This is a genomic window from Streptomyces sp. NPDC056231 (genome assembly GCF_048270745.1).
Classification (GTDB): Bacteria; Actinomycetota; Actinomycetes; order Streptomycetales; family Streptomycetaceae; genus Streptomyces.
Genome location: NZ_JBLVKW010000043.1, coordinates 51,516 through 71,543, shown reverse-complemented (window position 1 = coordinate 71,543; position 20,028 = coordinate 51,516). Strand labels below are relative to the sequence as shown.

Annotated in this window: 15 protein-coding genes and 1 pseudogene; 3 read left to right on the top strand and 13 right to left on the bottom strand. The window is 65.9% G+C overall.

Features of this window, described 5'->3' with window-relative positions:
• Positions 1–1,003: integrase catalytic domain-containing protein (locus ACNPQM_RS27925; protein ID WP_418086140.1), on the top strand; the 1,003-nt coding region annotated here is incomplete at its 5' end.
• Positions 1,004–1,209: 206 nt separating this feature from the next.
• On the opposite strand, the gene ACNPQM_RS27920 is transcribed toward ACNPQM_RS27925, so the two are convergent.
• The 8 genes and pseudogenes from ACNPQM_RS27920 to ACNPQM_RS27885 form a co-directional block, all read right to left on the bottom strand.
• On the bottom strand, positions 1,210–1,530 hold the full coding sequence (locus ACNPQM_RS27920; protein WP_418086139.1) for a hypothetical protein: 321 nt from the start codon (positions 1,528–1,530) through the stop codon (positions 1,210–1,212).
• A 128-nt stretch (positions 1,531–1,658) separates the two neighbouring features.
• Positions 1,659–1,970, bottom strand: a pseudogene (locus tag ACNPQM_RS27915) (transposase); the annotation flags it as partial.
• 643 nt (positions 1,971–2,613) lie between these two features.
• On the bottom strand, positions 2,614–3,744 hold the full coding sequence (locus ACNPQM_RS27910; RefSeq protein WP_418086138.1) for a hypothetical protein: 1,131 nt from the start codon (positions 3,742–3,744) through the stop codon (positions 2,614–2,616).
• A gap of 497 nt (positions 3,745–4,241) precedes the next feature.
• Complete coding sequence (locus tag ACNPQM_RS27905) at positions 4,242–4,901, bottom strand: hypothetical protein (protein WP_418086137.1); 660 nt, start codon at positions 4,899–4,901, stop codon at positions 4,242–4,244.
• The gene (locus ACNPQM_RS27900) at positions 4,898–6,949 is read right to left on the bottom strand and encodes a hypothetical protein (RefSeq protein WP_418086136.1); all 2,052 of its coding nucleotides are present in this window, start codon (positions 6,947–6,949) and stop codon (positions 4,898–4,900) included. Before ACNPQM_RS27900 ends, ACNPQM_RS27905 begins: the two co-directional genes overlap by 4 nt.
• A gap of 257 nt (positions 6,950–7,206) precedes the next feature.
• Positions 7,207–7,959, bottom strand: a complete 753-nt coding sequence (locus tag ACNPQM_RS27895; RefSeq protein ID WP_418086135.1) for a hypothetical protein — start codon at positions 7,957–7,959, stop codon at positions 7,207–7,209.
• Between the two features lie 171 nt (positions 7,960–8,130).
• Positions 8,131–8,790, bottom strand: coding sequence for a Crp/Fnr family transcriptional regulator (locus ACNPQM_RS27890; protein ID WP_418086134.1), 660 nt, complete (start codon positions 8,788–8,790; stop codon positions 8,131–8,133).
• Between the two features lie 41 nt (positions 8,791–8,831).
• Complete coding sequence (locus tag ACNPQM_RS27885; protein WP_418086133.1) at positions 8,832–9,350, bottom strand: Pycsar system effector family protein; 519 nt, start codon at positions 9,348–9,350, stop codon at positions 8,832–8,834.
• Positions 9,351–9,687: 337 nt separating this feature from the next.
• Here ACNPQM_RS27885 and ACNPQM_RS27880 point away from each other — a divergent pair, with 337 nt between their 5' ends.
• On the top strand, positions 9,688–10,272 hold the full coding sequence (locus ACNPQM_RS27880) for a hypothetical protein (RefSeq protein WP_418086145.1): 585 nt from the start codon (positions 9,688–9,690) through the stop codon (positions 10,270–10,272).
• Here the strand turns inward: ACNPQM_RS27880 and ACNPQM_RS27875 are convergent.
• The 5 genes from ACNPQM_RS27875 to ACNPQM_RS27855 form a co-directional block, all read right to left on the bottom strand.
• Positions 10,190–11,020, bottom strand: a complete 831-nt coding sequence (locus ACNPQM_RS27875; RefSeq protein ID WP_418086132.1) for an IS5 family transposase — start codon at positions 11,018–11,020, stop codon at positions 10,190–10,192. The two genes, ACNPQM_RS27880 and ACNPQM_RS27875, sit on opposite strands and share 83 nt — an antisense overlap.
• Positions 11,021–11,545: 525 nt before the next feature.
• A complete protein-coding gene (locus ACNPQM_RS27870; RefSeq protein ID WP_418086131.1) occupies positions 11,546–12,541 on the bottom strand; it encodes an ATP-binding protein in 996 nt (331 codons plus the stop codon).
• 164 nt (positions 12,542–12,705) lie between these two features.
• A complete protein-coding gene (locus ACNPQM_RS27865; RefSeq protein ID WP_418086130.1) occupies positions 12,706–14,934 on the bottom strand; it encodes a transposase in 2,229 nt (742 codons plus the stop codon).
• Positions 14,931–15,569 carry a TnsA-like heteromeric transposase endonuclease subunit gene (locus ACNPQM_RS27860; RefSeq protein ID WP_418086129.1) on the bottom strand — a complete coding sequence of 213 codons (639 nt, stop codon included), beginning with the start codon at positions 15,567–15,569 and terminating at the stop codon, positions 14,931–14,933. The genes ACNPQM_RS27865 and ACNPQM_RS27860 overlap by 4 nt, the downstream gene beginning before the upstream one ends.
• A gap of 222 nt (positions 15,570–15,791) precedes the next feature.
• A complete protein-coding gene (locus ACNPQM_RS27855; RefSeq protein WP_418086128.1) occupies positions 15,792–17,081 on the bottom strand; it encodes a TniQ family protein in 1,290 nt (429 codons plus the stop codon).
• Between ACNPQM_RS27855 and ACNPQM_RS27850 the strand changes: the two genes are divergently transcribed.
• Positions 17,034–19,367 carry a Helicase associated domain protein gene (locus ACNPQM_RS27850; RefSeq protein WP_418086127.1) on the top strand — a complete coding sequence of 778 codons (2,334 nt, stop codon included), beginning with the start codon at positions 17,034–17,036 and terminating at the stop codon, positions 19,365–19,367. The two genes, ACNPQM_RS27855 and ACNPQM_RS27850, sit on opposite strands and share 48 nt — an antisense overlap.
• Positions 19,368–20,028 lie beyond the last annotated feature (661 nt).

The following is a 20,028-nucleotide window of genomic DNA, read 5'->3' as shown; positions in this document are numbered from 1 at the left end:
GCTCATGTTGCTCTTCTTGCTCACTACCTGTGACTGCTTCCTCCGGGACCTTCCGTCCCAGTATCAGGCTGTCCAGGTCAAGGGGGGAGCTTCAGGGCTCGGGGTTTCGGTCCGCACGGTGCGCCGTTGGGTTGAGGTGGCCCGTAGCCAGGGCCGGACGGGGCCTTTGCCGCGGCCGCATTTCACGGTCACCCCTCACGTGCGGGCGATTTTGGCGGTGTGGGGCGGAAACGTGGCTGCGGTGCACCGGGAGTTGCTTTCTGAGGCCCGGGCGGCCGGGGATCCGGAGGCGGTGCCGTCGTTGGCGACGTTGCAGCGTGCGGTAGCGCGCGACCTTTCCGCGGGGGAGCGGGCTGGTTTGCGTGGAGGCGAGGCTGCCAGGCGCCGGTATGACGTGTACGGGAAGCGCCCCGCGACGCATCGGAACGCCTGTTGGGAGGGTGATCACAAGCGGATTCCGGTGCGGGTGGACCTGGAGGGGTCCGCGGCGTGTCCGTGGGTGACGTGGTTCATCGATGTCGCGACGAAGGTGATCGTTGGGGTGGCCCTCACTCCGCATCAGCCGGCCCGGGACGCGGTGCTGGCGGCGCTGCGGACGGGGATCAGCCGCGCCGAGCCCTACGGGCCGTGCGGTGGTCTGCCGACCGTGGTGCGGGTGGACCGCGGCAAGGAGTTCCTGTGCCGGACGGTGGAGCGTGCGCTGGGCGCGTTCGCGGTCCCGGTGGATGATCTTCCGGCGTACAAGCCGTACCGGAAGGGCACCATCGAGTCGTTGAACGGCGCGGTGGAGGAGATGCTGCTGGTCTCGCTGCCGGGCTATACGCATCGTGCTCGCCCCGCGGAGGCGTACCGCCCGGATCGGGTGGAGGATCTGCTCTCGTATCCGGACTTTGTGAAGGTGCTGCTGGACTGGGTGGCGTGGTGGAACACCGAGCACCACCCTGTGAGTTCTCGGTTTATCGGCCCCTATTTGAGCTGTCCTCAGCTGGTATTTCGCGCCTGAAGCGAGAACGATCTTTGCGTGTCAAATCTGGCCTGTGACCTGTAATTGTCGCTGTGTGCTGTCCATTGGCCCAAGGTCGATAGGGCTGTGACCTGCCGTCCCGCTAGTAAATGAGAATCCTGGCACTGTTGCGAGAATCCCTATGGATTCTCTAGCCGTTTGTGCTGGTCAGGAAGGCGCGGTGAGTAATTGTCAAGAGTTGTGGATCACGTGAGATTTGATCGAGTGGCTGAGGATGCCAACCGCGACACCCCGGTGAAGACGACCAGAGCGACTGTTGCTGCGCATGCCGTCGCCGATGCGTCTGCCGTGATCCGGTCCAGGTGCGGCCGTGCCAGGTCAGTCAGGACGAAGGCGACGACCGAGCCCGCGCAGGCGGCTGCGGCGCCCGCGGCCCAGTACCGGTGCCGGGCCCAGAACCAGCGGGCCAGGAGCATCACGACCGGGGCGCCGACAGGCAGCGCAGTTTCGTCGAGGAGGCTGAGAATGCCCCACGCCGCTCCGCAGGCCACCCAGCTGAGCACCATGACCCGAACGGTTTCGTGCCAAGGAACTCCTCGCCGTTCGCTCATTGAGCCCTCGCCTCCCGCTTTCCGTGTCTCCAGGCGCATAGGAGCGCATGGGGTCGAGCTGCTGTCAAGGTCAGGTTGATCAATCAGGCAGCAAGGTCTTCGGGGCGTTCGACGAGCTGACCACGTTCAAAACGAGCTCCGGCACGGACGAGGGCGACGAGTTGGGGTGCGTTCACAGCCCGCCAGCGGGCCTGGGCGGACTCGACAAGCTTGAAGACCATCGCCAGCGCGGCGGCACGGGAGCCGGCGCCACGGGTGACCTTGGTCCGCAGCCGGACGGTGGAGAACGTCGACTTGATCGGGTTGGTGGTCCGCAGACGGATCCAGTGCTTGGCGGGAAAATCGAAGAACGCCAGCAGTTGCTCCTGATCATCGGTGATCTTCTTGACGGCCTTCAGAACGGTGCTGCAGGCCCAGACGCCCCCCACCTACGAAGACCGGCTCGCCGCCCCGAAACTCATCCCGCTCGCCACAGCCGACCTCGACGAACCCATCTCCCGCCTCATCGGGCTCTCCATCCAGGAAGATGACACCCCAAAAGCCCCCACCATGCGGGCTTCCAGCATCCACCAGCCAAAGGAAGTCAAGCAGAGGCCGTCCTCATCCACCTGCCCAAACCACAGGACATCAACGAACTTATCGGCGCATGGAACGACCCCCACACGGACACCGCGTCAAGCGAGCTGCTCCGCGTGTACTACGTGGCCATTACCCGCGCCCAACGCCTCCTGGCCCTCACTTACCCTTACTCCAAGCACACCGACATCACCGCACTCCTGCAGGACCACAAGATCGAATACCAAGCGGAGACCGCCCCACCAACGACGGTGGGGCAATAGCTACAGACGCTCGTGGGCATGCGACGCCTCCCACCGACGTGGAAGATTGGCAGCGCAGGGGCCCACCTCAACCACAGGGATTCCTGCCCTAGTTACAGGGGCGCCAAGGCTGCGGCCGGGGAACCGACCGGCGGTCCGATATTACGAGAGGCAGTTATCCGGAGGGACGGCTACTCGCAGCGTCCACCGGTTACGTCTGTCAGAACTCTTCGTCTCTGGGGTCGGTGAGAAGACCGAAAGCCTCGTCGTAGCGCAGAGGGGTGTGGATGTACTTGTTCTTCATCTCCCACCCAGCGCTCACTACGCTTTTGACTGGGGCGGACACGAGCTTGCCGGTGAGGACGCCTTCGTTGCTGCCGGTGAGCACGATCTGACCCTGTTCCACCAGAGGAACCATGACCATCAGGCAGTGGCCCCCGTGGGGGGTGTAGTGGTGCCACGGTGCCAACTCCGCGGGCAGCTGGCTAGGATAGGGCCGGTCGTCCGCAGTGATCTTTTGCAGTTCGAGCTCGCGCCGGACGATCTCTTGCGGTGTCGGTGGTGTGCCTCCGGACGGGGAGGGCTCGAAGCAGCGAACGGGGCGTGAGGTGAGCCCGAGCCGCTTCATCTGCTTGCGCTCCGCCGGGATTGGGGCCAGTGGCGTGGTCTCCGCCAGCACCCCCGACCGGATGGCTGCCCAGGCGCCGATCAGGGAGCGGACCTGGATGTGCTGTGGGTACTTTGGTTCGTCGGCCTGTGCTGGCCAGTTGCGCGGCGGAGTGTGCATCTCCGCGTGGTAGGAGAGACGTCCGTTGATCTTGACTACCAGCGGGCTGAAGAGGCCGGCACGCACGCACTCTTCTGTATCGCTCCACCACGCCATCCAGGTGCCGCCGTCGTGGGCGGGCCCCCACGATGCGGCGCGGATCAGGATTCCCATGTCTACCCGCGCTGGCGGCTCCTCCCATACCAGCAGGCCAGCAGGCGAGGGCAGGAGGTCGGCGAGTTCGAAGGACACCAGGTCCTGCTTAGCGATGGTCGTTGCTGCGGCGACGTTCATGTAGAACAGCTCAGCCTCACTCAGACGCTCGCCCTCAGCCTTAGCGAGCGCGGAGGCCCGGTCGTGGGCGCGTGGCAGCCGGGCTACCGACGGCGGCATCACGAACGTGGCGCCTCCGGCTTCCATCACCTTCGCCCACACGGATGCTGCATTGTGCCGGAGGAATCCGACAGCCTCCAGCCACAGGCCGTGCACCTTGTGGGCTGCCGTCAGGTCAGTGCGCATATTCGCTGCCTCGTGCTGTGGCCTCACCCGCGAGACCGAGCCGTCATCGATGTCTTCATGCTCCACCAACCCGAGCCAGACCGAATCCCGGTGATCGAAAGGGTTGCGCTTGCACCGACCAATGATCGCTGTTGGCCGCGGCAATTTCGTTCTTGCCCGAAGGGGCGGGGCGGGCCCCGTGGGCGACGCGGGGAGTCAGCGGTTGCGGCCGACGCCGGACCTCTGCTGCGTGGGCTGGTGGGCGGTTACTGGGTAGGGAGGTCAGCGAGGATCGGCGTCTCGCCGGCCGGTCTGTCGATGGACAGGCGTTCGGGGCGCGTTGTGGTGTGGTGTGGTTTCGGGGGTGATCTGGTGTCCGCTGAGGCGGTAGACCATTTCGTCTGGTGCTCGAAGCATGCGTGCTTGTCGCCAGGCGGCGTCGTAGCTGAGACCGTTCTTGCTTCGGCGTTGTAAGCGGAGGGCTTGCAGGCTGGTGAGGGGAGCGAGTAGGGCTCTCCAAAAGGTGAGTTTCATTGGTGGTTGTCCCTGGTGGTAGGGAGCTCATTTCTTTGGCTGGCGAGTCGTCAGCTGGAGCTCGATGGTGCGGGCGGAGAGCCAGCGTTGAGTGTTTTGAGGGAGTCGAGCAGGGCGAGCATGGCTTGTTGCTGTTTGTCGGCGTCGTTGAAGCCATGGCCGAGCTGTTCCCACTGCTCCAGCAGCGGGTACCACCATCGGTCGCAGGCTCTGATGGAGCGTGCGAGCCGCTGCAGGGCGGCTACCTCCTCGTCGTGGAGGAGTTCGGGGTGGTGCTCGAGGCGGTCCAGTACGACGAGGTCGGGGTGGTCGTACAGGCGGGACTTGAGGAACTGCAGGCGTCTGACGCGTTCCTCGTCGACTCTGCGTTGTGTGAGGTGTTCCCGGGATGTGGGTGACAGGCGAAGCGCTACCTGTGCGGCCAGGAGCCGGTAGTAGGGGGTGCGGACATGGCTTGGCGCGCCCAGTGCGGCATTGATGGTGTCCTGGGCGGTCGGAAGGTCGGTTGCCTCCAGATGCACGGCCACCTCTGCAGCGGCTTTGTGGTTGTCATAGCGGACGAGTTCATCGAGGTTGGGTCGCCTGCGCAGGGTGGGCCGCCACACGAGGGTGAAGGTGGCCTCGAACGGCACGCCGGGGGTGGCACTGGGCAGCAGCCGGGGTACCGGGCTGGCGGCGGTGCGATTGGCGCGTTGCCAAGGCCACCTCATGCAGGGTCTTCCTTGAGGGAAAACACCGTGTGCAGTCGGGGGTCGACGAGATGCTGGTAGAAGTCCTTGGCGACGTTGACGCCCTGTGCGGTCGAGACGTCGGCGAAGGCCTGCATCAGATCCATACCGGCCTGGAACATGTTGTGACCGCGCAGCGGTGGGGTCAGCTGGTCGCGCAGTCGTGTGTAGGAGGCTGGATCGGCGGCGCAGGTGCGGACCCAGGCGGTCAGACACGGAATGATCTCTGCTGCGGTGGTCGGGTCGCTGAGGAGATCTTGCAAGGCCTGCTGAACGTCGATCTCGGGTGCGGCCGCGGACATCAGCCAGGGCATGCCTTCGTAATTCACCGACATCAGGGCCAGGAAGGCCAGGCTACCGCTCTTGCCAGACCTCTTGGACTGCTGCCAGTTACGGACTTCGGTTACCAGCCGGTCGGTGCCGGAGGGCTGGCGGGTCAGTTCTTCGAAGGCGTCGCGCACGTCGCGGCGTGTGCCGGGATCGTCTGTGGTGTGGGCGATGCGGCGCAGCCGCACCATGGCCATTTTTGCGATGGAAGGGCTGGCGGAGGGATCGTGCAGGACGCGGCGGCAGGTCGAGATCACAGCTGGCGCGTATTCCTTGGATCCAGCCCACCGGTAGAGAGCGGCCCAGGCGAGTCGTCCGACGTGCTCGTCTTGCACGGCGGTGCCCAGCACGGCGCTGAGCAGCTCGGGCCGGTCACTGTGGGCAATGATGCCGAGAACGTTGAGGTAGTCGGCCGTGCCATGACGCAAGGTGAGGGCGGCGAGTGCGTCGACTGTGGGGTCTGCCGTGTCGGCGCCGTCGGCTGCATGCGCGAGCCATGCGAGGATGGGTTCGCGCATGACTTCGTAGTTGTCCCAGACGTACTCGAGGATGGCTCGGCCATAGGCCGGCCGATCGAAGAGCACAGTGTCGTGGCTGTCGACAGTGGCTCCGACATCGTGGATACGGCGGCGCAAACCACGGCCGGCGAAGACGGTCGGGGCGGGGGAGAGACCGGATGTTTTGCCTGTGCCTGTTGGTGCCAGCGCTTGTTGCAGGCTGCGTGCCGTGTCGGCCACGTGCGGCATGAGGGCTGACTGCCGGACGGCGAGCGCCAGCAGCAGGCAGCGGTCCTCCAGTGTGAGGGAGGGATTGCGCTCGTCGTGGGTGGCGGTGGTCTCTCCGAAGAGTTGGTCGAGCTGGTCTCGCCAGTCCGACAGTGCTGCGGTGACATATTCTTCGAAACCAGCCTCGGCGTCCTGCCGCGCCGAGCGGGAAGTCAACAGTGGCACGTGGACTTGTCGACGGCGGGTGTACTCCTGCCACGCCATGACGATCGCGCCGGCCGCCCGAACGGCCGCTACGGCGTCCAGCCCACGCAGACACGATCTGGCTCTCTCGAAGGAGCGAAGGTCTGTGACCAACTGCGCGTGACCGTTGGCATGCAAGTGAGCTTCCACCACCCGCTGCGCATCGGGCGGCTCATTGAGATAGACCACGTGCAGGCCATTGCGGGTGGTGAGGTGGTGATCCTCCCAGAGTTCCCGGGCCACCGTCAGCACTAGATACGACCGGCAGGCTGCGAGGTCTTCGGCGTAGTGGCTGAGCGAGTTGAGGAAATCGGACGAGAGCCGATCGCTGGTGGCATCCTTCAGGTCGAGCTGGAAGGCGTGTGCCCTTTCCAGCGGCAGCCGGCCTTTGCTCGGCGCACTCCAGTCCGCATCCAGCTTGACCAGCGCGGTCTGGCTGTCGGTGTGTTCCGCCAGAAGGTGCAGGGCGAACGTAGTCGCGCCGAATGAACGAGGTGCTACGACGATCAGTACGCGCTGGCGGGGCCGCTCCGTTTTCGGATCCAGGGCCTCTTCCCATGCCTCGGCCCACTGCGCCTCGCGGATGAACGGCTGCCCCAGGATGTGCCCACGGTTGAGCTCGACGCCTTCGAGCACGTCCCGCTTGCGTGTCTCCATGATCAGGTTCTGCACATGGGCTGCAACCACATCGACATTCCCGTGAAGATTGGTGCCAGCCCCGCCGGTCGTGAGCACCCCCGGGACGACCTCTTGAGGAAGGACCGTCGCGTTGCTGCTGTCCGCCCCCGAGGCGACGGCGGGGGACTGGACGCTACTGGACGCGTCGTCCGAGCGCTCCGCTCCGGCTCGTCGCCAGCGCGGAAGCCAGCTGCCGGACCCGTCCTGCTCCGCTTCACTCGAGCGCGAACCATCAGGTTTGTCAGGCTGGTGGGAGCCGAAGGCGGGTTGTGACATGCATTCTCCAAGGTCTGAGCGGGAAAGAGCACGCAGAGTCAGCGGTGGCGGCGGTTGATGCGGAGGGTCTCGATACTTCCGACGACCATGGCGTCGTATAGCGGTGCCTGGAATTGGAGGGTGGGCCCGGGCCCTGCGGGCGCCGCACCTGCAGAAGGGGCCGCTTCTTCCCGTGTGTCAGCGGTGCCGGAAGACGGCTCCGAAAGGCTTCTGATATAGGAGCGCAGTGTTTCCGCCGAAATGCCGGGAACATGAACCCTGCATGCCTCTTCGAAACCGTCCTTGCCGTCCACCCGCGCCGAGGCCGCAAGGAACTGTTTTGCCTGGAGGTTGGGCGTGCGCCCGGCATGCACGGTTCGGCGGAATGCCGCCTCCGAGACCGCGGCTGCCAGGAAGGATCCGTTGTCCATGGCGGCGGTCATGGCCTGGCGGGCTTCGTCGCTATTGACGAGCCGGCAGGCCTCGTTGATGGTGTCGCCCCGGTGGTCGAGAGGCGTCAGCGGGCCGACGTGGACGCTGGACCGCAGCCGGATGGCCGGGTTGCTGGCCAGACGTTGCTTGTCGTAGCGGGCCAAGGCATCGTTCAGGTGCCCGAGCAGCGGGTCGACGAGCCGTGCCGTGTGCCGGGCGGGAAGCACGATGATGGCGCCGTCGCCGGTGTCCTTGTACGCGTTGCCTAGGGAGTGCAGACTCGGCAGCGCGCTTTGCGCGAACACGGTGTCCAGGATGTCGCCGAGATCGGACCGTACTGCGGCCATCTTCGCTTCGGGGAGCTGGCTGTAGTTCTTCATGTCGACGACCAGAAGGGCGTGCTCCGGTGGTACGTCGAATTCCTCGGGCGCCTCGGTTGCTTTCATGGTGTCACCAGCCTTTTGGCAGCAGGGGTTGGGATGAGTGCCCCATGCTGGCCGGGCTTTCTTCGTGGTGGTGCCCAGTGCTGGGCACCACCACGGTGTGCTCCGTCACCTCTGGCTATCGGCGTGTGCCCGGATGGAGGCCATGTCGCGGATGAGCAGGCCGCCGCCTGCCTCGGTGTCGAGCCATCTCTCCTCCCGCCATGGCTTGATGGCGGAGCCCACGGCGTTGCGGGACGCGCCTATGAGCTGGGACAGCTCTGTCTGGGTCAGCCGCACCACGTGCGGAGAGCCGGTGGTTGACGCCGCATGCATCAACCGGCCCAGTGCAGCGGCCAGCCGTACGGGGACGGACGCGGTCGCAAGCTCGAGTCTGACTGTCTCCGCTTCGCGGACACGGGCAATAGCGTGACGCAGCAGTGGAGCCAAGAGGTCGTGCAGTTTGACGAACGCCACAAAGTCGGGGGCCGGAATTATGTGCACGCGGCACTGCTCGGCGGCTATGACCGAAGCCGTGCGCGGCTGCGCATCCAAAACCGCCAGCTCGCCCAGTAGTTCCCCGGCGCCTCGCACGGCCAGCAGGGTCCGTTGACCGTGCGCTCCTGCCAAGGTGACCAGAGTTGACCCGGAGGCCAGCAGGATCACCTGCGTTCCCGGATCTCCCTGGCGCAGGAGCGTGCTTCTCGCCGGCCGTAACCGTTCAGGAGCCAGATCACGCAGCTTCGACCACAGCGGTTCGCCGATGACGCTTACATGTGGCTGGTACATATCCCCCCTGGAATGTGGCGGCCATCACAGAGAGGATGTTCTCAAGAGGCAATATAGGTGATCAACAGCCCAATTCCGGCCACGAGGATCGCTGCGACGATCAGATCCACAGACGCTTTGATCGCCCGGAACTTTTTGCAGGCAAGGCCGGCCAACAGCGACAAACGGTCTGCCTCAACCCGCACGCGATCTGACTGGTCCAGGGCCTGAAACCCTGCCAGCGCGTCTTCGGCCGTCGACCCGGTACAGATCCCTTCCAAGCCAGTCAGGGAACGGCCGTCAGGCAACACAGGACGGATGGCGAGCAGAGCCGCTATCAGCGCCGAACCGAGGAGAACGCATGAACACGCCAACACCACCGTCGGCGGGCGTGCCCCATCGGCTGGAACTGACAGCGCAGCACCCGCGACAGCCAACAAACCTCCGGCGACTGCACACAGCGCCGCCGCCTTTCCGTCAGCCCGCTGCACTTCCACGAACATCTCGGCACCCCTGGAGCTGAGCTTTCCCTCCGCCAGGGCATACACGGCCACTTCCGCCTCATCGCGCGCTCCAGACACGGAATTCCTCCCACCCACGCAGAACTGTTCCAACGGGATCCACAGTGGGGGAGCGCGTCCGCCGGGGATGCCCATCACCAGGCATCACGGCTGTTCAGCGCGTCACAGTGCTGTTCGGCGTCCTGCCGATTCCGACGCTCGGCACCGAGCCCGCCTAACCTCCTCGAGGTGGTTGACGACGGCCCAATCTCTTGGCGCCTGGCGTTCCTGGATGGGCTTCGGCGCCCGGGCGCTTAGTGCGTTGTGGCAAAGGGAGTCCCTGTTCGATGAGCAGGGGCTTCTTCGTGTGCGGGGCATGATCGTGGAGGGGTAGGGGCAGGCAGCAGACGGCTTGTTGATGATCGAGGAGGGTGCGATGCCGTCGGTGCTGGGTTTGATGGAACGGCGTGAGGCGCGGGCGAGGCAGGATCTGGAATCGTGGACGGAGGTCTTGGAGCAGGCTCAGGCGGAGGTGAATGCCGCGCGGGAGCGAGTCGAGCGAGCCCGCGTAGGGCGTGAGGAACTCGTGTTGGTGCTGGCCGAGGAGAACGCGGTGAATACGCCGGTTTCCGTGCCATCTGGTGGTGAGGTGACTGCCGCTGGGGGATCGAGCGGCTCCGGCGCGGGGTATGCCGAGCGGCCGCCGGTGTGGCGGTCGGGCATGGGTGAGGCGGTGCTCAGCGGCCTGTATCGGGAGGTGTTCGCCGCGGTGGTGGCCGCGTCGGGGCCGGTGAGCGGGGTGGAGTTGACGCGCATGGTGGGCCGGGATGCGGAGATCAAGAACGAGGTGGAGAAGATCCGTCACCGTGCCTACGCGCTGGAGAAGCGGGGCTGGCTGGTGCGGGCGAAGGACGGACGGTTCACGCTCGTGTCCGGGGCCGTCGGTCGGGACGCTTCTCCGGCCAGCGCGGGGCGTCGCCGGCCATCTGGCGCGACAGCCTGATCGTGGCTGCCCACCACACCATTTGCTGGTGGTGATCGGGGCGGCGTTCGTGGTCGCGGTTGAGGCGGCGTGAGCGGGAGAGCCAGCTCAGCGTTCGCTCCACCACCCACCTGCGGGCCAGTACGACGAATCCGCGTTGTCCGTCGGATCGGCGCACGACCTCGATCCGGACTCCGTGGCGGGCGAACGCTTTCGCCAGCGCCGGGCCCTGGTAGGCACTGTCGACCCACACCAGTTTCAGCAGCCGGCCCGGCTCGTCCATGAATTCCTCCAGCAGCGCGGGAGCGGCCTTGGAGTCGTGCACATCGGCCGTGGTCACGGTGACCTCCAGGAGCAGGCCCTCGGTGTCGGTCAGGATGTGACGCTTGCGTCCGTCGCGTGATTTACCGCCGTCGTATCCGCGACTGTCCTCACCGACGGTCTCGGAGGCATCCACCGACTGACTGTCGATGATCCCCGCACTGGGCTCGGCGTTGCGGCCTGAACGCTCCCTCGCCGTGCGGCGCAGGCGTTCATGCAGTTCACGCACGTAATCGTAGGACCGCCAACGGCGGAAGAAGTCGTACACCGCCCGCCAATACGGGAAGTCGACCGGCAAAGCCATCCACTTCACGCCGTTGTCGACGAGGTAGCGCACCGCGTCAAGCATCTCGCGGTGGCAGTACGCCTCCGGACGCCCGCCCTGCTTGAGGAGCCAGGCCGGCACCGGTATCACGGAGCGGACCTGGGCCCACTCCGCATCCGTCATGTCACTCGGATAGCAGCCTGCCCGCCGCCCGGGAGCGATCGAACCGAACCGGTGCACGTAACAGTCACACCCAGGGGTGACCGTGGTGGACGCCGGCACAGAGATACTGCTCAACTGATCTGGCAACGGGCTTCCTTGGTCGTGCTGGGTGTCGTAACCGCTTCACTACCAAGGGGCCCGTTCTTTCATGCCCGCGGCCGCATCCGAACCTCCATCCAGATGATCACCCCGCTGCCGCACACCTCGAACGAGATCCGGTTTGCCACAACGCACTTAGCCCCTGCGATGGCGGACTTGGGGTCACCACTGGTCTTTGGCCCCCAAGTGGCCCCCAGCACTCCTTCGGGGAGGGAGACGACGAGTGAAGGGACATCACAACGGGCTGTGCCCCGCGGTCTGGTTTTCGTAGCCGGCGGGGCATGGTGCCGGGCGATGTGTTGAAGGAGGGTGCCCCGCGCGGGCCGGCAGCCGTCCATGAGCGAGATCCCCTGCTGGCTGGCCAGATACCACCGGTGGAGGGTCGGCTCAGCCGCCCATATCGATGCTCGCAATGAGGCCAGGGGTGATGTCCTCGATGTCTTCCTCGATCGCGGCGACAGCTGCCTGGCAGATGAGCTGAGACGCGAGTTTGAGGTAGCCGCCGGTGCGCTGGTGCAGGTTGGAGGCCTGGGAGACCAGAGCATTCTCGCTCAGGCGGTGCAGCCGCAGATCCTGCTCGAAGCCCCGAAGAACCCGTGGCCAGGTGATCTGGTCTCCCTGGTGGAAGGGAAGCGGGTCGACCCAGGTCACCGGTAGACGGCCGGGCGTTACACCAGGCATGAGCGTTGCCCTCCCCTCGTCTTTCTCGCCGGGCAGCCGCTGCCGTAGCGCGCTTTCCACCGTGCCGTGGTCGTCGGCTTTGATCCGGGCGGAATGCACGATCTGCTGCGCTCCGGTGCCGCAGAAGACCGTCGAGATTCCGAGCCGATTGCGCAGGTAGTCGAAGTAGTGCAGGACGGGTGCGAGCTGGTCGGTTGTGACCCGCTGGATGTCGTCGATGAGCAGGAGGCCCGTCTGGGAGCGTTCCAGAACATGCTGCACCGGCCCGGACAGATCGCTGACGCGCCGCGGCTGCAGCATCTCCTCCTCGTTCTTGGGTTCGGGAGCCAGCGCGAGGAACCGGGCGATTTCCCATACCCAGTTCACCAGGCTGTCGGTGTCCTGCGGCGCGAGGATATGGATGACGGGGATCCGGCCGGTGTAGTGCTTCTCGATGGACTGCTGGTAGGACCGCCCGATCTCCCGGAGCAGGAGGCTCTTGCCGGTGCCTGCAGGGCCGTCGATGCTCATGTCCAAAAACCCGTCCCGCCGGTTCCGGTTGGCCCACAGAACACGGTGTGCCTTGAGCAGTGCGGTATCGAAGGCGGGGTAAGCCACGAGCCGCAAATGGCTGTTGTAGACCAGGCGAGGATCGTCGTCTGCGACCGGTGTGCCCGGTGGTGCGCAGTCCTGCAGGTCGGGCGGCTCCAGATGCTCGTGCACGTACCGGTCCCAGCCGGTGCGGGTGAATACCCACTGGGGGCGCATCGGGGCGGCCTGTGCCTCGATGAGGATGCGTTTCTCGCGATTGGTCCGTGCGGCGGCACGCGACACGGTGGCTGCTTTCACAGGATTCTCCTAGGGCAGGGTCGGCGGCAGCGCTGCGGTCACGGCGCGGCGCTCTCTTCGTCGCCGGAGAGCTGGTCAGGACGCTGGGCAGGAAGATGCGGGTGCTTGTCGGCGTCGGGGGCGGCTGGTGCGGTCTCAGCGGTCGTCGGCCGCGGGCGTCCCGGGACGGGGAGGGAGGGGTATGCGGTGATGGCGTCCAGGTCGACGGTGATGTTCGCGTAGGTGTCCTCCTTGGGATCGTCGAGGGCGGGAAGCGGCGCCCCTTGGAACGGGACGACCGGCTCAGCGAGCTGAGCTCGCGTCGGGCCTTTGCGCGTACGCCGCCGCCGCTCGCGAATGGCCATGGCGACGGCGACTTCGTCGACCTTGCGGCACTCCTCCGTGAGTGCTGCGGTGATGTCCTCCCACAGGTACTGCGTCCACGGATTGGTCAGGAGATGGCGGTGAACGAACTCCAGGGGGATCCAGGTCCCGGGCGGGCGGTGGTCCCACAGCCACGCGAACTCTGGGTGGTAAGGGTTGTAGCGGGCTTCCCATCTGCCGTCGCAGTGGACGAGCCCGGAGTCTAGTCCTTCCAGAAGCTGCAGCTTGCGGTTCTTGTTCTGGTAGGTGCGGTTCTCGATCTGGACCCCCTTGTCGGTGACGGTGACCCACGCGGGGACGAGCATCCTGCGGATGTCGTCGCGGGTGAGAGGGACGGGCCGGTACCCGGCGCCTGCGACCATGTGGGCGTACATCTCGTTGGGAGACAGCACGAGTCCGGGAGTGAAGGGGCTACGCAACCCCTTATGTGGGGTCTGCTGGTAGTCCAGAGCCACCCATTGTTCGGCCATCTCCTGCAGCTGGTTGATGGTGTACAGCTGCTGCCGTTCGATGCCCTGGCCCCGCTTGTCGTGGCTGCGGCCGGCCCACCCCTTGACGTACTGGCTGAAGCTACTACCCAGTGTCCGAAAGAAGCGTTCCTCGATGGGTTTGTCGGTGGGGTGTTTCTTGCGGGCGTACTCGATGCTGATGCGCAGCTGGTCGCAGACCGCTTTGAAGTGGTCGCTCAGATACGGACTGCCCTGGTCGATGATGATCGTCCGCGGGTGGATGACCGGACGGGCGGCGGTGGCCTCGGTGAAGCGGGGATCTGCTGCACGGAGCTTTTCAAAGGGCAGCGCGGATACGGCCGCGGCCATCAGCGGGTCCCAGCCGGGGCGTGTGGTCAGGGGAGCGAAGCACTGCGCCAGCAGGAGCACGAGGTCGAACGCCTTGGTGGCCCGCCCGCCGATCCGCTTGCCCGGTCGGCCGTCTCCGGTGAGGGCCGGCACGATCATGATGGCGGCGTTGGAGCGGGATGCCACGTCGATGGCGCTGGTCAGCTCGGCTGAGATGACTGCCCCGTCGTCGCCGATGGCTTTGATCTTCAGCGGGGAGGTGTCGATCTGCACCACCTGGCCCGGCCGAAGAGCGAACGACGGATGGTAGGGGGCAGGAGGTTTACTCGCGAGGCGACTGCGTTGACGGGTGGCGGACAGCAGAACCTCGGTGAGCCCGGTTTCCTTCATCCTCTTGTAGAAGGTGGACTGGGCCGGCAGCAGGCGCCGGCATTCATCCGGGTCCTTCAGTTCCTTCGCGTAGCGCTCGTGCACGAGGTCCAGGAGATCCTCGTAGGCGCGTTTGATGTCACCGACGGACTCTTTGGCCAGCCGACGTACCACCTCGTGCATGAGAGCGATAACCCGGGGATCGGTCCGGCCCCCAGGGGCCTTTCCACCCTTGCGGGGCAGGAGAACCATCGGGTTCTCAAACGCCCGTTTCCATTGCAGTCGCATGTCCTCCAGCGTGCTGGCACTGACCTGGACATCCGCAGCGGCAAGTTCCGCAGACTTGATCGCGTACCGATCGGCAAGAGTGGTCGTCTCGGGGTCGTAACCTGGGCGGGGTGCGCGCAGACCGGGCCGCAGACCCGTGTCGAGTTCTTTCATGTGGCGGTGCCACTTCAGGGCTTCCTTACGCTGGGGCGGCGTGGCGGACTCAAGCACCTCACTCAGCGACGGCACCCTGGCCGGTTCGACGGGCTGACCCGTGCCGTCCAGGACGGCGAAATCCGGTGCTCCGACCACCAGCGTGTACAACACATCCACTGGAACGGGCGAGCTAGCCGACAGCAGGGTGATCAAGGACCCTTTCAAGGCGATCACCATGTACAGGTCACCCTTCCAGCGAACGTGACCGCCGACGACAACCTTGTCCGGCTCGAAGCGTTCCACCGATGCGTTCATGCCGTCTCCGGCGCGACCCAGGCCAGGGCGGTCGGCAGCAGGGGCTGGTCCCAGTGGATCTGCAGGCGACGCTGCCAGATCAGCCGGTAGACCAGATCCAGCGCAGCAAGCTCCGGTACCCCACTGGCCAGTGCGCCCTCGCGCACCCGCTGCGGACGCTGGAAGGCAGCAAGGACTGCCTCTACCTCCCACGCGTCGACGGGCACCAGCTGCCGGTAGTCGGCCGCCCATTCCAGGTTGGCCGCTCGCACCCCATGAGGCACGTCGACGACGTTCACCTGCCACTGGGCCTGTTCGGCGACTTCATCAAGGACCGCGAGCCGTTCATGCCACTGAGGACCGGGTTGCTCCGGTCGCACGGGGACTGCAACACGTTCACCGCTGGCGGTGCGTGCCATGAAGTCCGGGCGCCACCGGTTCTTGCGACGGCCGTTCGTCCACTGCAGCTCCACCGGCTCACCGCTGAACCAGACAATGTTCGGGTCGAAGTCGAGCTCGAGCGCCACAGCCTTACGGCGCAGCGACCCGCACACGACGTGGACGCCAGTGGTGGCCGACGACCAGTCGGTGATCTTTCCCTGCCGGTCGTGATATGCCACAGGTGTCGACGGCGGCTGCCGTTCCTCCAGCGGCACCCCGGCAAGCCCTTCTGGCCGCGCCCAGGCTAGCTCTCCAAACTCATTGAGATAGCAGCCCCAAACGTCACTCACGTGCCCCCGCAATCGGTAAGTCCCCTGAGCCAGCACGGCATTCCATCTCGAAGTCCCTTGGCAGCGGTCGCAGACGCGGCCCTTCGACCAGCGGCAACGGGGCCAGGCAAAAAACGTGCCGGGTTTCCGTGCCGAACACGACCATGGCTACAGCCCGCTGACAGAAGTGCCAGGCTGCCAGGGCAGACACGAACGCTGCTCCAGCGAACCGACCCCCGTCACCAGCCGGTTGTGCCCCAGAGCAAGCACCAGCCGCCTCCTTCTGCTGCTGACGCCCTGCGCTGTCTTGGCATCCTCCGGTGCCCTGGGCGCAGGCATCCGGTGGCGCTCCAGCCATTCCAGCAGCGGCACTGTGCCCTTCTGGATGTCCAGGTCCCAGGTCTCCATCAGATCTCCGACCTGACCGAGCCAGCGGGACCGTGCGGGCCTGTCACGCACAGGAGACTGCTCGAAGCGGAGCATGAGACGCGCCAGCTCTGCCGCTTCTGCGTAGACCACCAGCGGCATGACCCGCACGTCACGTGCGTCAAGACCCGTGGTCCATGCTCGCTGCACCCACCGCAGCACATGGGGCATCGACGCCCACCAGTGCGCCGCAACCAGGAACGCGTCGGCGAACAACTCCTCACCCGCCCTCCCGAACCGACGGGCCAAGCGCACACGCACCTCGTGCCCGGCGACGACTTCGGGCAATGCCCTTAGCCGGATTCCAGCATCTGGATGGGCTCGGGAGTCATCACTCCACCGCAGATGCCGCACGCAGATGCTCCAGCTGTCCGGTGTCATCAACCAGGCCGGCTCGTCGACCCCGCGGGCTTGCGCACAGACGGGGCAGCAGCGCGCCAGATGCCCCTCGAACGGCTGCCACGGCCACTTCCACACCGCTTCTTCACCGTCGGGCAGCAGGTGACGCTCGGCTAGCCCCAGCAGCACACGCTGCAGCACCGAAGCCGGCTCTCCGGCCAGCACGGCCAGGTACTCAAGTCCTGCCCGGTTCACGTACATTTCTGTGTACTGCGGGTACTTCTCTACCCGCGACGGATCAGCAGACGCCTTGCCCTGACCCATGCGGTCAAGGAAGTCAGCCAGGCCCAGCGCGTTGCGGTGGGCGAGCCGGTTCACGAACGAACCCGTCGACTCGCCGGCCAAGTGCCGTACCTGAAGCGGCAGCGGATGAAGCGGACCGTACAAGCCTGGAACGTGCAGCACCGTCTGCCACCCCTCCCTCGCCGCTACCTGCGGGCCGTCTTCCATGGTCAGCAGCCACCACCCGGCCCGGTCAAGGCCCATCCACTCCTTCGGGTGAACCGGCTCACGATGCCTCGACATTCGCAGCGACGCCCGCTCCACGCTTGATCCGGAAATGGCGACACGCACTGGGAGGGCTCCGTGGCCACACTGACGAGTAATGGCCTCAGAACACAGCTGCGGGGCCACCAGGAACTCGCCCTCGACGCCTGCGTCACCAACTTTGCCGCTGGTGCGCCCCGCGTGACCGTCACCATGGCTACCGGCACCGGAAAGACCTTCGTAGGCCTCAACACCGCCCAGGAGACCGCGCCACACGGCAGTGCCCTGGTGGTGATGCCGTCCCTGGACCTCCTCGAACAGACGGCCGCGGTCTGGCGCCGTGAAGGGCGCCAAGGCGTCTACCTCGGCTACTGCTCGCGTGACTACCCCCAGGACCGCTCGCTGACCGGCATTCTGACCATGGTCGATGACCCGGGCGAGCTGGCCCGTTACGCGGCCCTGTCAGGCGGGGCGGTGAACGTCTTTTGCACGTACCAGTCGCTGAACAACCTTGCCAAAGCTCACCAGTACTTCCACCTGCCGCCGTGGGACATCCTGATCGCAGACGAAGCCCACCGCACCGCCGGGAAACTGGGCAAGGACTGGGGCGTCGTGCACGACAACGCCACCCTGCCCGCCCGCCACCGCCTCTACATGACAGCCACCCCACGGGTCTTCGACGAGGAAGCTGACCGAAATCATCCCATCGATTGTGAGATCGCCTCGATGGACGATCCGAGCCTGCACGGACCCGTCGTCTACCGCATCTCGCTGGCCGAATCGATCGACCAAGGGCTGCTCGCGGACTACCGCATCGTCGCAGTCGAGATCAGCGACGACGACCTACGAGGCGTCCTGAACCAGTCCTCGCTCACGTCAGCCGGAGCCGAAGGCCTCAGAGTCGCCGCCGCTCAGGTAGCGCTGCTGTACTCCCAGCACACCTACGACCTCAGGCGAACGCTGACCTTCCACCGCCTTGTGGCGGCCGCCGACATGTTCGCCGAAACCCTCCACGAGACGGCCGCACTGATGCCCCCCGGCATGCAAGCACCCCTGCAGGTCGGCACGGTCAACTCCAAGCAGCGCCCGTTCGACCGGCGCCAGGCTCTCGAGGCCTTCGCTGCCACCCCACTTGCCGGGGACACAATGCGCACCGCGCCACGGCGATCAGTCCTGACCAACTGCCGCTGCCTGGCCGAAGGTATCGATGTCCCCGCCATCGACTCCATCGTCTTCGCCGACCCCAAGGAAAGCTCCCTCGCCATCGTCCAGGCCGTAGGCCGCGCCCTGCGCCAGACACCTGGCGACGGCAAGATCTCCACCATCGTCATCCCCGTCTACATCGCCCCTGGCCAAGACCTGAGCGAAGGAGCGAAACGCACAGCGTTCGATCTGCTCTGCCGGGTGCTCATCGGCCTGAGCGTCTACGACGAACACGTCTTCCACCGCGTCGAATGGGCACGGATCCCGGAAGAACCCAAGATCCTGGGACCAGCCGCCCGCCCCGAACGGGCCGACGAGATCATCCCTCTGCTCGGACTGAAAGCCGCCGAAGCCCCCAACCGCATCTGGCAGTTCGGCTTCGAAAGCGCCCAGCGCTTCCACGACACACACGGCCACCTCGACGTCCCCAGCCGCTACCTGGGATCCGACCGCTTCTACCTCGGCTGGTGGATCGGCCGTCAACGCTCCATGCGCCTGAACAACATGTTGCTAAAAGAACGCATCGACCAGCTCGACATCCTCGGCATGACCTGGGAACACCCCCGCGAAAGCATCGAATACAAGCTGCAAGTCGCACGCGACTACAAAGCCCGCCACGGCCACCTCGCCCCACGCACCAATGAAAGCTTCGGCGGAATCCACCTCGGCCGCTGGATCGCAGACCGCCGACGAGAAGCCCGCCGGCGCACCCTTCCCTACTGCTACCAACGCGCCCTCAACGAAATCTACCCATGGTGGAACGCCCACTGGCCCGGCCAATGGCAGTGGCACCGCACCTACGCCCAAGCCCTGGCAGCCGCCCGCCGCGGAGAACTCACCTTTCCCGACCTCCGCCCCGACAGCGACGACCCGCCGCTCACGCGCTGGCTCGACGACCAGATCGACGCCCTTCCCCGGCTTCACAGCGATCAGCACAACCTCCTCGGCGCCCTCCACCTCAACCACCCCCTGGCCCTACTCCTGCGGCGTCCACGCGGCTCCGCAGAATGGGCCTTCGCCAGAGGACTACGAGCAGCACGCACCTTCTGGCGCAGCCACCAACACCTCGACGTGCCGTACAACTACACCTGCCCTGGTAGCTCCCTCCACCTCGCGGACTGGCTCGCCGACAAGCGCCGCCGCCCTCACCAACTCACACAAGAACAACGCGAGGCCCTCGAGGCCCTCGACATGCGATGGATCCGCAACCAGCCCTCTGCCCCGGAGTGAGCCCCACCACGAGACACCTCGTTCGGGAACCGAGACCGAGGACCTCCAGGGTGCGGCGGTATTGCCGCCGCCTGTCGCTGAAGATTTGCCAGGCCGAGCCTCGGCGCTGGTAGCGCGGGTGATGTGGTCGAACCCTGTTTTGAGCAGCGGTGCGGCGGCATTCTTGATAGCCTCTGCTCGGACTTGAAGGGGCACTCGCCGCATTGTGGCCACTGCCCCTCTCTTTCTTTTGCCCGCACACCAATGGTGTGCGGGCTTTTTGCGCATCCCATATCCATCCGGCGGAGGCGCCCACGGATCACGCCCGAGCTTCGGCTGTCCCGACGCGAGGCGGCAGTGCGTCGGCGGGGGTCTGCCATCGGCACAGGGAGCTTCGTCAGCGTTCGCCCGCCACCAGCTGACTATCAGCCCGCCACGATGCGGGGCGCGACGGACATCCCGGAAAGGTCCTGGACATCCGCTAGGAGTGCTCGGTCGAATTTGTGACTCACCAGGCCAGGCCACAGTGCGCGAATCCGGCTGGTCGCGAGGTTCACGCGGTCGGCGCGGGAGGAGCGACGAGGCGGTCGAGGGTGCTGCGGACGGTGTTGACGCTGCCGGTGCTGTCGTTCGCGGATCAGTCTGCTGTGCGGCGCCGTGAATGGCAGAGTCCCCGAGCGAA

What these genes read in the sequence shown, in the direction of transcription:
- ACNPQM_RS27920 (WP_418086139.1), bottom strand. Translation starts at nt 1,530, where the DNA reads ATGGTGCTCAGCTGGGTGGCCTGCGGAGCGGCGTGGGGCATTCTCAGC.
- ACNPQM_RS27905 (WP_418086137.1), bottom strand. Translation starts at nt 4,901, where the DNA reads ATGAGGTGGCCTTGGCAACGCGCCAATCGCACCGCCGCCAGCCCGGTA.
- ACNPQM_RS27895 (WP_418086135.1), bottom strand. Translation starts at nt 7,959, where the DNA reads ATGAAGAACTACAGCCAGCTCCCCGAAGCGAAGATGGCCGCAGTACGG.
- ACNPQM_RS27890 (WP_418086134.1), bottom strand. Translation starts at nt 8,790, where the DNA reads ATGTACCAGCCACATGTAAGCGTCATCGGCGAACCGCTGTGGTCGAAG.
- ACNPQM_RS27880 (WP_418086145.1), top strand. Translation starts at nt 9,688, where the DNA reads ATGATCGAGGAGGGTGCGATGCCGTCGGTGCTGGGTTTGATGGAACGG.
- ACNPQM_RS27875 (WP_418086132.1), bottom strand. Translation starts at nt 11,020, where the DNA reads ATGACGGATGCGGAGTGGGCCCAGGTCCGCTCCGTGATACCGGTGCCG.
- ACNPQM_RS27865 (WP_418086130.1), bottom strand. Translation starts at nt 14,934, where the DNA reads ATGAACGCATCGGTGGAACGCTTCGAGCCGGACAAGGTTGTCGTCGGC.